At 61.1% G+C, this 12,498-nt stretch carries 10 protein-coding genes; 9 read left to right on the plus strand and 1 reads right to left on the minus strand.

Going from position 1 to position 12,498, the window contains the following annotated elements; genetic code table 11:
- Nucleotide 1 precedes the first annotated feature (1 nt).
- Complete coding sequence (locus VQ071_RS16120) at nucleotides 2-1,258, minus strand: MFS transporter (protein WP_445293296.1); 1,257 nt, start codon at nucleotides 1,256-1,258, stop codon at nucleotides 2-4.
- Nucleotides 1,259-1,470: 212 nt separating this feature from the next.
- Between VQ071_RS16120 and VQ071_RS16125 the strand changes: the two genes are divergently transcribed.
- The 9 genes from VQ071_RS16125 to VQ071_RS16165 all read left to right on the plus strand — a co-directional run bounded on the left by VQ071_RS16125 (nucleotide 1,471) and on the right by VQ071_RS16165 (nucleotide 12,316).
- Complete coding sequence (locus VQ071_RS16125; protein WP_340515118.1) at nucleotides 1,471-1,854, plus strand: GntR family transcriptional regulator; 384 nt, start codon at nucleotides 1,471-1,473, stop codon at nucleotides 1,852-1,854.
- Between the two features lie 5 nt (nucleotides 1,855-1,859).
- Nucleotides 1,860-2,609, plus strand: coding sequence for an ABC transporter ATP-binding protein (locus VQ071_RS16130; RefSeq protein ID WP_340515119.1), 750 nt, complete (start codon nucleotides 1,860-1,862; stop codon nucleotides 2,607-2,609).
- Nucleotides 2,606-4,216 (plus strand): hypothetical protein, encoded by a 1,611-nt coding sequence (locus VQ071_RS16135; RefSeq protein WP_340515120.1) that lies wholly within the window; start codon nucleotides 2,606-2,608, stop codon nucleotides 4,214-4,216. Before VQ071_RS16130 ends, VQ071_RS16135 begins: the two co-directional genes overlap by 4 nt.
- 72 nt (nucleotides 4,217-4,288) lie before the next feature.
- Nucleotides 4,289-4,735 (plus strand): hypothetical protein, encoded by a 447-nt coding sequence (locus tag VQ071_RS16140; RefSeq protein WP_340515121.1) that lies wholly within the window; start codon nucleotides 4,289-4,291, stop codon nucleotides 4,733-4,735.
- Nucleotides 4,732-5,853: a transglutaminase domain-containing protein gene (locus tag VQ071_RS16145; RefSeq protein WP_340515122.1), complete on the plus strand. Its 1,122-nt coding sequence runs from the start codon at nucleotides 4,732-4,734 to the stop codon at nucleotides 5,851-5,853. Before VQ071_RS16140 ends, VQ071_RS16145 begins: the two co-directional genes overlap by 4 nt.
- A gap of 924 nt (nucleotides 5,854-6,777) precedes the next feature.
- Complete coding sequence (locus tag VQ071_RS16150; protein WP_340515123.1) at nucleotides 6,778-8,805, plus strand: peptidoglycan D,D-transpeptidase FtsI family protein; 2,028 nt, start codon at nucleotides 6,778-6,780, stop codon at nucleotides 8,803-8,805.
- Nucleotides 8,806-8,940: 135 nt separating this feature from the next.
- Nucleotides 8,941-9,651 (plus strand): response regulator transcription factor, encoded by a 711-nt coding sequence (locus VQ071_RS16155; protein ID WP_340515124.1) that lies wholly within the window; start codon nucleotides 8,941-8,943, stop codon nucleotides 9,649-9,651.
- The gene (locus VQ071_RS16160; RefSeq protein WP_340515126.1) at nucleotides 9,635-11,101 is read left to right on the plus strand and encodes a sensor histidine kinase; all 1,467 of its coding nucleotides are present in this window, start codon (nucleotides 9,635-9,637) and stop codon (nucleotides 11,099-11,101) included. The genes VQ071_RS16155 and VQ071_RS16160 overlap by 17 nt, the downstream gene beginning before the upstream one ends.
- Before the next feature lie 102 nt (nucleotides 11,102-11,203).
- Complete coding sequence (locus tag VQ071_RS16165) at nucleotides 11,204-12,316, plus strand: TolB family protein (protein ID WP_340515128.1); 1,113 nt, start codon at nucleotides 11,204-11,206, stop codon at nucleotides 12,314-12,316.
- The last annotated feature ends 182 nt before the right edge of the window (nucleotides 12,317-12,498 follow it).

Below are 12,498 nucleotides of genomic sequence, written 5' to 3' on the forward strand. Positions count from 1 at the left end.
ATCAAACCGGCGGCGCCGCGGGCTTGGGGTGCCAGCCTTCGCCGTAGATCGGCTTGGGCGCGAGCGCGATCAGCGTGAGCATCAGTGCCGCAAAGGAGAGGAAAAAGGGCGACACCTCTCCGCGCAGGGCGCCGGCGGCGACGGGGCCGAGGAAGGCACCGATCGAGGAGGCGATGGCCATGATCGAGAAGGTCCGGCCGTATCGGGCAGGGCCGCTGAGCTGCAGGAGGAACGAAGTCATCGCCGGGAAGACGACGCCCTTGGCCATGCCGACGGCGAACAGCAGCGCCATCACGGGGATCGGCCAGTTCGAGGCCAGTCCGTAATAAGACAGCGCCAGCATCAGTACGCCGACGATGCAGCGCGTATACGGCAGATAGCGCTGCAAAAACAAAAGCGCGAGCGTGGCCAGCGCGCCGAGGCTGACGACAGAGAACAGGATGCCCGTCGTCAGCACACCGCCGTCTTCCGCGTCGATCGCCCGCAGCGGCAGCTCGAACGAGAGGATACCCTGCGCGAACGCCATCGCGACGGGCAGGATGAATATCGCCCACGGGAACCTGTGCGCTGCGGGCGGCGCTGCGGACTCCCCGGCCGACGGGCCGGGGGGTTCTTCGCCATGCGCGGCCATGCCGTGCGCCGCATGCCCGGCGCCAAGCGCCTGCGCATTGCTATCGGCCTCGAGCACATCTGCGGCGCTGCCGGCTTCATGCTTCGGCTCGCGCACGAACCATAGCGACAGCACGCCGGTCGCCAGCAGCCCCCAGCCGAGAATGGCGAACGACTGGGCGAAGCCCACCTTCGCGGCGAGATAAGCGCCTGCGGCCGGCGATACGACCGAGGCGACCGTGTGGACGAGGCCGTTGCCCGCCATGAGCTTGCCGCGCTGGATGTGATCGCGCGCGAGCTTCGCCAGCAGCGACAGGCACGCAGGCGACAGGAAGGCCAGGACGAAGCCGCTCACCGAGCGCACATAGAGCAGGTGCCAGGGATCCGTCACTCTCGATTGCAGCAGCAGGAGCACGCCTGCCCCGACCAGGCTGGCCGAGATGAAGAAGCGGCTGCCGTAGCGGTCGACGCCGTACCCGGCGAGCAGGTTGCCCGGCAGATGCGTGAGCGAGTACATGCCCATCACGAGCCCGATGAACGACGGCGCCGCGCCGAGAGAGACGGCGAACGGCGTGAGCATCGGGTATTGGGCATGCAGATCGAAGAATGCGACGAATAGAAACAGGTACAGCCATATAGCCATTCTCACTGCGTCCACCTCCGGGTTGAAGACGCCGGACGGGCGTCTTGGGCGTTATTTCTACATGTACGTGCGCATGGACGAGGTTATGCCGCCTCTCGCAAATGCGGCGCTCTGAAAATGGAGGTTGCAGTGTATGGTGCTGCATGGTACACTACAACTAAAGTGTGTGGCATGTAGCCATACACATCACACAATTGTGATGAAAGCGGGGTGTGGCGATGCCGCCGATCCGCATATGGAAGCCGGAAGACTTCAGGCTCGATCCGTCCCGGCCGCTGTATGAGCAATTCGTCGAGCAGGTGCGGGCGATGATCGCCCGAGGCGAGCTGGAGCCGGGAACGCGGCTGCCGTCGGTCCGCGAAGCGGCCGCGAGCCTGCGCGTCAACCCGACGACGATCATGAAGACATACCAGGAGCTGGAACGGCTTGGATTAATCGTGACCTACAGGGGGCAGGGAACATTCGTGACGGAAGACACAGTGGTGATAGGGGAGTCACGCCGCGATCTCGCACGCGAGGCTGTCGCGAGATTGGAGGACACGGCCCGCTCGATCGGGCTCACGCTTGAACAAATGCTGGCATTAGCACGGGAAGAGGAGTGATCGGCATGACTGAGCCAAGGAATTCGGATTTTCGTTTTTCCAATGCTGTCGATGCGGCCAAGGCGCCGGCCATTCGCTGCCGGGAAGTGACGCTGCATATCAAGAAGAAGACGATTCTGGACCGCGTCTCCTTCGAGATTCCTGCCGGCAGCCTCGCCGGATTGCTCGGTCCCAACGGGGCTGGCAAGTCATCGCTCATGCGCATTCTGACCGGCATGGTCCCGCCGAGCAGCGGACAGGCGGAGCTGTTCTGCGCACCTGTGGGACCGGAGCGGCTAGGCGTGCTGTCGTTCCTGCCCGACCGGGGGCAGCTCCCTCCGTATCTCGGAGCGGGTGAATGGCTGCGTCTGGCGGCAGGCTTGTATCCGGACTGGAGCGAAGCGCGCATGGAGGAGCTGATCGAGCGACTGGGCGTTGACCGGGGCCAGCGGATCGGCGCGATGTCGCGGGGGCAGGAGGCGCGTCTCCAATTGCTGACCTGTCTGTCGCGCCAGGCGCCGATCATCATCCTCGACGAGCCGTTCGCGGGTGTCGACATGGTGTCGCGCGAGTCGATCGCGCAGGCTGTCGTCGGCGAGCTGGCCGACGGAGAGCGCACATTTCTGATCGCGACGCATGATATCAGAGAGATGGAGAATCTGTTCGACCGGATCGTGCTGATCGGAAATGGACGGATGCTTGGATGCCACGATGTCGAAGAGTTGCGCGCAGGCGGCCGATCCGTCGAGTCCTGCTATCGGGAAGTGTTCGCATGAGGGCGGCGGGTGGCGACACACGGGATTCGACACGGGCCGAGCGGGCCGAGCGGACGCTGCTTCGGCTGGAGTGGCACGGATATCGGTCTTTTATGCCGCGGGACGGCGTATCAATTGCCTATTGGGGCGTCTCCATTGTCATCTTGCTCGCAGCCGCGATCATTTTTCTTGGCGACGCTTTTTCCATAGAGTCAGTGTTCGCGCTCGGCGCGCTGCTTGTCTTCCTGATCGCGCTGTATATGGGCGGCGGATTGGCGATGACGGTGTGGGAGTACCGGTTCAAGGAATGGTGGATCTGCCTGCCGGTATCCCGGCAATCGCTGGTTAAAGCCAAGATCATCGCGGCGTGCGGCATGCAGTATGTCGTGGCCGGCGGCATCTGGCTCGCCTGCGTGGGATGCGGCGTCATTCGGTGGGGATCCCAGGACGACGCCGGAGTGATGATCGGAGGCGGCAGCCTCGTAGCGATCGCTTTGTCATATGGTCTTCTGTACGCGGCGCTGGTTCTGCTCGGTGTATCGGCGGGCTATAGTTTGCTGGGCATGTATTATGGCTGGAGAAGATGGCTGCTGGTCCCATGGTTGCTTATTTTCATATCGCCGTTCATTCTGTTTGGACTCCTCACGACAATACAACCGGAATATTTGGCGCCGAGCCGCGTCACGGCCTATGCCTTTATAGGCGTGGTGGCCGCTGCCCTGACGTACCGATTCTGCACCGCTTTAGTCGCGAATTACGGCATTCGCGACCTGTCCCGTCACAAGCCCGGGAGCCTCGCGGGTCTTTGGACGAGACGGACAAGCGCCGCCCAGACGGTGGGACAGGGCAAGATCGGCACAGGGTTCGCCGCCGTATACGCGCTAGAGCGCTCCCGCTTCAAGTATTGGACTTCGGTCAAGCCGGCTCGTATCGCGTATGCGGTTCTGTTGCTGCTTGCGGGGATAGGCGGCTACTTCGGTGCGCGGGATCCTCTCGAATTGCTCAACGCGCTGCGGGCGCTGCTCGTCATACCTTGCATCATTCCGTCCGTCATCGTCATGAGCATGATGTCGTATGAGGCGAGCAAGCGTCGGCTCGAATGGTGGCTGGGCCTGCCGTATCCGCGGGAGAAACTGCTGCTTGCCAGATTTCTCGCCATCTGGGCGTTCATGGGGCGAGGCGTCGGCGGCGTGTTGGCGCTCATGGCTGTGGGCGTCGCTGCAGGCGGCCGCGGGAAGCCTTCTTATTTCACGGAAGGCGCGCATATCGGGGGAGTGGCGTATCTGCTGGCCGCTTACGCACTTTGCGGACTGGTCGTCACGACGCTCGTTTTTGCTCAATTTTATATGCAGCGCAGCGTCTTGCTGACTTGGATCTATGCACCGGTCAGCTTCGCCATCTACTTTTTGCCGGGCCTGCTGAACCGCTGGGTCGTCACCGAAGAGCTCCTGTCTTCGCGTGTCGGAACGGGATATTGGATCGGCCTGGCGGCAGGCGCGGCGCTGCTGTTAGCCTCCGGCCCGTTGATCCTCAAGGCGACCGCCAGATGGATTCATCTATCGATCTTTAACACTGTCGAGACCCGCCAGCGCCAGCGCGGCGAGCAATCGTTCAAATTCCGGTCTTAAGTCCGGGGTTTTACGCGAGGCAAATCTGTAAAGTATAATAGAATACAGATTGTTCGCAATGGAGGAGATCTCATGAGCTTCGAGCCCGAGGCCTGGAAACAGTTCGTCACCGACCACTGGATTCTGATCGTGATCGCGGTGGTCGCGTTGTTCGTTATATTGAATGTCGTCAAAACGGTGCTGAAGTGGGTGCTCGCGGTCGCGATCATCGCAGGCGTCGTCGTTTATGGCGGCTATACGGTCAACGATCTGAAGGAGATCGGCGGCCAGGTCGTGGAGACCGCGACCGCCGCGGTGAAGGACGAAGCGTCCAAGGCGATGGCCGATGAGGCCAGGAAGGCGACCTATACGTTGAACCCGGACGGCACCTATCTCGTCAAATCTCCGAATCTCGAATTGTCGGGCACGCCGAATTCGGGCGAGGTAGACGTGAAGTTCAGAGGCGTATCCCTGGGCACCTGGAAAATGGAAGGCGCTGTCCGCGACTTCGTGACGACGGCGCTCCAAGCATCCAAATGAGCTGGCTGGACGGCAATCTCGTCACGATCGCGCTGCTCGCGCTCGTGGCGGTGTCGCTGCTCCAAGGGATGAGGCGGGGCGCCAAAGGCTCCGCCAAGCAGCTGTTCCTGTTCCTGTCGGGCGCGCTGCTGACGCTGCTGTCGATGGCGGCTGCCGCCTGGTGCGCCTCCGCGGCGTCGCCCGAAGTGCAGCGCTGGCTCGTCGGGCGCGGCTGGCCGCAGCCGGCGGCAGACGCTTCGACCTGGCGCCAGATTGCCTATACCGCATACTCCGGCGTACGGGATTTGCCGCTGCTGCGCTTTGCCGTGCTGTTTTTGATCGCCTACCTGCTTATTCGCGCTCTGCTCGGCACGGTCTCCTCGCTGCTCATTCGCGTGGGCGCCGCGCCTTTTGTGCTTGTGCCGGGCGGCGGCCCGGTGAGCCGGACGGTCGGCGGACTGATCGGCGCCGCGCTCGGCGGCGGGCGGGCGATATTGGTCACCGCCGTCCTGTTCGCCTATTGCGCGCTGTCGCCGCAGAGCGTGTTCGCGCAATACATCGAGCAGTCGGGACTGTACCGCGAAGCCGCCGCGCAGATCATCAAGCCTGCCGCGGGCAATCTGCTGACCGAACGGCTGCCCGTGCTCGCCGCTTCGATGCAGGGCGAGATGGATAAACTATGGCAGAAGCGGTACGACATCATCGACGCGGAGCTGCCTACGGACATCGTGAGCGCGGCGAAGGAAGTGACGGCGAAGGCCGACGGCGACGAGGCGAAGGCGCGCGCGCTGTACGACTGGGTCGGCACGCGCGTCGCCTACGACGACGGCAAGGCCGAAGCCTATGAGCAGCGCGGGGAGTGGCGCGAGCAGTCGCCCGAGGATACGTTCCGCACGCGCGAAGGCGTCTGCATCGACTATGCGCGGCTGTACGCGGCGATGGCGCGGTCGGTCGGCCTGAACGTGCGCGTCGTGACCGGGCAGGGGTACGACGGGCGGGGCGGCTACGGGCCGCACGCGTGGAACGAGGTGCTCATCGGGGATCGCGGCGACTGGATCCCGCTGGACTCGACCTGGGCGAAGACTGGCGACTGGTTCAACCCGCCGCACTTCGACGACACGCATGTGCGCTCGGCATAGCCGGCATGGTGCGCGCCCGCATGCGGCTTGGATAGCGGCCGCTGCCAGCATGGTGCGTGCGATAGCGGAAAAAGTTTCCGCTATCGCGCACCCAAGCGCCGCACCGCGGTGCGATAGCGGAAAAAACTTCCGCTATCGCGCGCCCAAGCGCCCCGACGCGACGCGCTAGCGGAAAAAACTTCCGCTATCGCGCACCCAAGCGCCCCGCTGCGGTGCAATAGCGGAAAAAACTTCCGCTATCGCGCGCCCAAGCGCCTCGCCGCGGTGCGCTAGCGGAAAAAACTTCCGCTATTGTGTGCTCAAGCGCCGCACCGCGGTGCGCTAGCGGAAAAAACTTCCGCTATCGCGCGCCCAAGCGCCCCGCCGCGATGCGATAGCGGAAAAAACTTCCGCTATTGCGCGCCCAAGCGCCTCGCCGCGATGCGATAGCGACCCAAACTTCCGCTATCGCGCACCCAAGCGCCCCGCCGCGGTGCAATAGCGGAAAAAACTTCCGCTATCGCGCACCCAAGCGCCTCGCCGCGGTGCAATAGCGGAAAAAACTTCCGCTTTCGCGCGCCCAAGCGCCTCGCCGCGGTGCGCTAGCGGAAAAAGCTTCCGCTATCGCGCGCCCAAGCGCCACGCCGCGATGCGATAGCGGAAAAAACTTCCGCTATCGCGCGCCCAAGCGCCTCGCCGCGGTGCGATAGCGGAAAAAACTTCCGCTATCGCGCGCCCAAGCGCCTCGCCGCGATGCGATAGCGACCCAAACTTCCGCTATCGCACACCCAAGCGCCAGGCCCCGATGCGCTAGCGGAAAAACTCCGCTATCGCGCGCCCAAGCGCCCGGCTGCGGTGCGCTAGCGCCCCAAACCGCCGCTATCGCGCACCCAAGCGCTTTGGCGCAAAACTGCTTAGCTTCTCATTAACAGGAGGACCCATCACATGAGTGACAAGCTGACGGAAGAGGCGGTGCGGAGGGAGCTTCGCAACCGCCGGCATTTCAGCATCCGTCTGAATTTCTTTTTTTTCACCGTATTCGGACTATTCTCGATTCTGATTATCCGGCTCGCGTACCTGCAGTTCGTCGAAGGACCGAATCTCAAGGAGCAGGAGCACCAGCTCGCGACCAAAGACGTCTCGATTCCGCCGATTCGCGGCAATATTTACGATTCGACGGGGTTTCCGATCGCTTACTCCACGTCCACGCAGTCGCTGTACTTCACGATGGAGCCCGGCACCAAGAAGGAAGCGGGGCACGCATTGGCAGCCCGAATCGCAGACGTCTTCAAGCAGTACGGAGACCCCCAGGCTGAGCCGCTCACGGCGGATGAGATTTACGAGGATATGGACTTCGGGGGCAGGGTTCACTACCCCTTCCAGCAGCGACGAATCAAGTCGGGGCTGACGGAAAAGGAGATCGCCTACTTCAGCGAGCACCGGGATGCGTTCAAAGGTATCGATATCGTCGAAGAGAGCATCCGTCAATATAGCAAGGAACGCGTCGCCGCGCAGCTCGTTGGCTACATGAAGCAGCTGTCGGGCGCGAAGTCGCTGGACTTTTACAAAAATATCAACAAGGATCAGGACGATCCGACGCTCAAATATCTCGATTCGGAGGACGTCGGCTTCGACGGGCTCGAGCTGATGTACCAGTCGGAGCTGCGCGGACGCAACGGGCTCAAGACGTATCCGGTCAACAATCAGAGCCAGATCATCGGCCCGATGGAGCTGACGAAGCCGGTCAAGGGCGACAATCTGTATCTGACGATCAACAAAAACGTGCAGCTCGCCGCTCAGAACGCGATCACCGAGCATCTGCAAAAAATTCGCACGTCGGCGAACCGGCAAGAACGCGCGCCGAACGCCAAGACCGGATACGCCGTGGCGATGGAGGTCAAGACGGGCAAGATCGTGGCCATGGCGAGCATGCCGGACTACGATCCGAACGTCTGGCAGGGCGGCATCAGCGCCAAAAACTACGAGCAGTTCCAGTTTTACCTGAGCAACGGCGCGATTCGCGAGGTTCAGGCGCCGTACGCGGACGAGAAGGAACGCAAGAAGCATCCCTCGTCGCTCGTCAACCTGGGCTCCACGCAGAAGCCGCTCACCATCCTGCTCGGCTTGAACGAAGGTTTGATCAACACCGGGTCCCAAATGTACGATCCCGGTTACTTCCAGTTCGGTCGCAAAGGCCATGAGACCAAGGTGCGCAACGCGGGCAGCGCCGCGAACGGCACGCTGACGCCGGCGACGGCGATCGCGCATTCCTCCAACGCCTACATGGCCGGCATGGTGGGCAACGCGCTGTACATGCGAGACGGCTCCAAGGGATTGGACGTCTGGGACAGGTATATGAAGGAATTCGGGCTCGGCGTCAAGACGGAGAGCGGTCTGCCCGGCGAGTCCAAGGGCTCGGTCAACTACTACATCGAGGCCAAGCGGGGCAGCGCCCAGTCCGCGCTGATCTACTCGTCGTTCGGCCAGCAAGGCCGCTACACGGCGCTGCAGCTGGCGCAGTATGCGACGACGCTCGCAAGCCGCGGCACGCGGCTGAAGCCGCAGTTCGTCGAGCGCATCGAGGACACCGACGGCAACATCGTGCAGAGCTACGAAGCCGAGATGCTGAACAAGATCGAATTTCCGACGAGCTACTGGAGAACGGTCGAGACCGGGATGTCACAGGTCAAGGTGCAAGGCTTCGACGACTTCAAGTATTCCTTCCGGCGCAAGACCGGTACGTCGGAGCAGGACGTCGGCGGCGGCCGCGTCGAGAACGCGGTGTTCATCGCCTATGCGCCGGCCGACAATCCGAAGCTCGCGGTCGCGGTCGTCGTGCCCGAGGGCGGCTACGGCGGCTGGGGCGCGGCGCCGATCGCGCGCAAGATTTTCGACGCGTACGATGCGGCGGTTGGGCTGACGGATGCGGGTCCGCATTCTTCCTCGACGACAGGTACGGAAGGACAGCAATAAGCGCACATCAGGGTAAGAACAACTCATAAACCGCATGCTGCACGGCATTCTCTTGCAAGAGCCGGACAGCATGCGGTTTTTGATCTAAGCCGGGCTCGGCGTCGGCTGTGCGGATGGCGAAGGAGGAAGCGGTCGATGCACGAGAAGGTGATGGTAATCGAAGACGAGCGGAAAATCGCCGAGGCTATAGCCTACGCTCTGAAAAGGGAGGGCTATGAGGTCGAGACGGTTCATGACGGCGGCGAAGCGATAGCGCGAATGAGTCTGTTCCGCCCCGAAGCGATCATTCTGGACGTGATGCTGCCGGGCATGGACGGCTACGATATTCTCAAGAAGCTGCAGAACAAAGGGCGGGTCGGCGTCATCATGCTGACGGCCAAGGAGGATATCGTCAACAAAATACTCGGGCTCGAGCTGGGCGCCGACGACTATATGACCAAGCCGTTCGACATGCGGGAGCTGCTGGCGCGGCTCAGATCGCTGCTGCGGAGAATGCAGGCCGCCGCAGACGAAGGAGAGGCAGCCGGAATCGAACTGGGCGGCGTCGCGCTGGATATCGGCAGGAGGACGGCGGCGGCCGGCGGAAGATCGCTGGACTTGACGCCCAAGGAATTCGATCTGCTGGCGCAATTGGCCGCCCGCCCAGGGCTGGTTTATACGCGAGAGCAGCTATTGGATCACGTATGGGGGATGGATTTTGCGGGCGGCACGCGAACCGTGGATATCCATGTGCAGCGGCTGAGAAAAAAGCTGGGACCGGATTACGGCGACGTCATCCAGACCGTACATGGCATCGGCTACAAAGCCGCAGGGGGCGGACGCGCTGAAAATGAGCATCAAAATTAAAACGAGCCTTTTTCTGGCCGTGCTGCTGTTGCTGACGGTCGTCATCATGAGCCTGCTCGTGCTGCAGGGGATCCGAAAAAATCAGCGGGAGCAGGTGGAGCAATACCTGGCCCAGCAGGCTTCGACGGCGAACATTTACCTGATGCAGTCGCTGATGGCCGAGCCGAACAAGGTGCCTCGAACGTACCTGGCGGCGAAGGGCAAAGCGTTCGCCAAGCAGCTGGAGTGGATGAGCGGACAGACGGTCGAGCTCTACGACGGAGCAGGGGATGCGATCTACAAAAACAAGCCAGGCGTCCTGTCCGATGGCATCCGCCGAACGTTGTCATTTGCGCTGAAGCATAAAACGGCATATTTAGTCGAAGGACAATCGCTGTATTACCTGGCCCCTTTGAGCGTCGGCGACGAGCAGGTGGGCGTCGTTCAGTTTTATTACGATCTGGCGGACAATGGCGCTTTTTATCGGCAAATCCGGCAGCTTTTTGTGTATATCGGCGCCGGCACTTTTATGTTGAGCTTTCTGCTGGCTTATTTTTATTTCAACTCGCTCTCCGGCGGCATCATCAGGCTGAACCGGGCGGTGCACCGGATCCGGGAAGGCAGCTACGAGACGGTTCGTCTCAGGCGGCGGGACGAGATCGGCGAGCTGAGCGAGGGCATCCGTACGATGAGCGAGCGAATCAAGCATACGATCCGCGACAAAGACGAGGAGCGGGAAAAGCTGAAGCTGGCGGTAGACAAGCTCACCCGTCTGGATCAGCAGCAGAAGCAGTTCATCGGCAATGTCACCCATGAATTCAAAACGCCGCTGACGTCGATCAAAGCGTTTCTCGATCTGCTGGATATGTATCCGGACGACGAAGCGCTGCTGAAAACGGCCAAGACGAATATCGAAAGCGAAACGCAGCGGCTATACGAGATGGTCGAAAAGGTGCTGCAGCTGTCCGCGCTGGAAAAGTACGAATTTGAATTCAATAAAGAAAAGGTGGATGTGCGCGAGACGATCCGGGCGGTTCTAAACAGTCTGCAGGGCAAGCTGGACAAGTTCGGTCTCGTTCTGGAGACGGATCTGGCCGAAGCCTGCGCGGAAACCGACAAGGACAGCTTGACGATCGTGCTGATAAATCTGCTGGACAACGCCATCAAATATAACAAAACCAAAGGGCGTATACGCGTAACCAGCGCCGAGCGCGACGGCCGGGTCGCCATCGAGATTGCCGATACGGGCATCGGCATCCCGCAAGCGGTCGTTCACAAAATATTTGAACCCTTCTACACGGTGGATAAAAACCGGTCGCGGGAAAACGGCGGCGCCGGGCTGGGGCTCGCACTGGCCAAAAGGTATGCGGAAATGCAGGGCGCTTCCATCGAGCTGGTGCGCTCGGATGCGGAGGGGACGCTGTTCAGAATCGCGTATCCGGCATGCGGGACGGAAGCAGGAGCACGCTGAGCGATCATGAACAACTTCGATATTATTGTTTACAAAATCGCAACATTCGTTCGTACTTTATAAACAAACGGTTGGTAAATTGAGTGGCAAGGAGGGATTGGAATGAAAACAACTCAACTAAAAAATGCGCTCTTCGTATCGACGGTGATCCTGGCGCTCGCTGCGTGCAGCAACAATGAGGCCGGCAATCGGCAAGTCATCAAAGAACCCGGAAAAACGATAACGGTCATCGACGATGCCGGCAAAGAGGCGGGCGAGCCCGATATATCCGTACAATCGATCGATCCCTACGAGCAGGTCGCGATTACCGACTGGCTCGACGAAGGGAGCGTAGTCGCGGTCAAGGCAAACGAGGCGCTGGGCAAGATGAGCCTGGAGGAGCTGGCGGATACCTATCCGCGAAGCCTGTATCGCTTGCATCTCGGCACCAAACAATACGAGCCGCTAATCGAACAGAAAAACGTGTTTTTGGGCGAAGGCCGGCTGTCTTCCGACAAAAGGAATCTGCTCTACAGCGAGTTCTCGCTGGGCGATCCCGTCTATCATGTGGTGAACCTGGAATCGATGAAGTCGTTCGCCATCACGGGCGGTCCGACCGCCGGCGCCGTCAGCGCACACTGGACCGACGACGGCAAGGTGATCGGCGCCGCCTACAGCGGCGGGGCCTATACGGCCAGTCCGGACGGAGAGATCGCAGCCGTCAAAGGGCTGCCTGCGGAAGGTCTGATCATCGTCCGCCAGATGAACGGCAAAACCTATTACACTTCCAACGCCGACGAGACGCTGCGCATGCTGGACCCGTCCACGCAGCAGGAGACCCGTCTGAACCTGGATCGCGTATCCGACCTGCTGCCCTCGCCCGACGGCAAGCAGATGCTCGTGGTGCAGTACACCGATTCGATCAAGAAGCTGACGCTGGTCGATGCCGACGGCGCCAATCCCAAAGCGATCGCCGAAGGCACGGAGCTCGGCGGCGTCTCGTGGTCGCCCGATCAGCGGCTGATCGCATACAGCCTGAAGGGCGCCGCCAACGGAACGAGCGTCCAGGGATTATACGTGTACGACCTGCTGACAGGCAAATCCACCCGCATCGCGGTCGATGTCGACAATCCGCAGACGGTGTGGAGCCCTTCGGGCCAGGCGCTGGCTTATGCCGTATGGGACGGCAAGGTTTTCAATAGCAGCGTTGTGCATTTGAAGTCGGGGATTGAATAGTACGAAATCAGGAATGACAAAATGGGAGTCTTCTTCTATCGATTAACTGTCGATGGGGGGAGGCTTTTTTTCTGAGCGGCGACGAATTGAAAGGCTAAGATACAATCGGTCTGGGCGGGAAAGGAAGGAGTGAGGACATTGTCCGGACAGTCTCCTTGCACAACATACGGCTAAAGCAATTT

This window comes from Cohnella sp. 56, from assembly GCF_037963805.1.
In the GTDB taxonomy this organism is placed as follows: Bacteria; Bacillota; Bacilli; order Paenibacillales; family Paenibacillaceae; genus Cohnella.

Coding starts and splice junctions, on each gene's coding strand:
- VQ071_RS16135 (WP_340515120.1), top strand. CDS start 2,606: ATGAGGGCGGCGGGTGGCGACACACGGGATTCGACACGGGCCGAGCGG.
- VQ071_RS16160 (WP_340515126.1), top strand. CDS start 9,635: ATGAGCATCAAAATTAAAACGAGCCTTTTTCTGGCCGTGCTGCTGTTG.
- VQ071_RS16150 (WP_340515123.1), top strand. CDS start 6,778: ATGAGTGACAAGCTGACGGAAGAGGCGGTGCGGAGGGAGCTTCGCAAC.
- VQ071_RS16130 (WP_340515119.1), top strand. CDS start 1,860: ATGACTGAGCCAAGGAATTCGGATTTTCGTTTTTCCAATGCTGTCGAT.
- VQ071_RS16125 (WP_340515118.1), top strand. CDS start 1,471: ATGCCGCCGATCCGCATATGGAAGCCGGAAGACTTCAGGCTCGATCCG.
- VQ071_RS16145 (WP_340515122.1), top strand. CDS start 4,732: ATGAGCTGGCTGGACGGCAATCTCGTCACGATCGCGCTGCTCGCGCTC.
- VQ071_RS16140 (WP_340515121.1), top strand. CDS start 4,289: ATGAGCTTCGAGCCCGAGGCCTGGAAACAGTTCGTCACCGACCACTGG.
- VQ071_RS16155 (WP_340515124.1), top strand. CDS start 8,941: ATGCACGAGAAGGTGATGGTAATCGAAGACGAGCGGAAAATCGCCGAG.
- VQ071_RS16165 (WP_340515128.1), top strand. CDS start 11,204: ATGAAAACAACTCAACTAAAAAATGCGCTCTTCGTATCGACGGTGATC.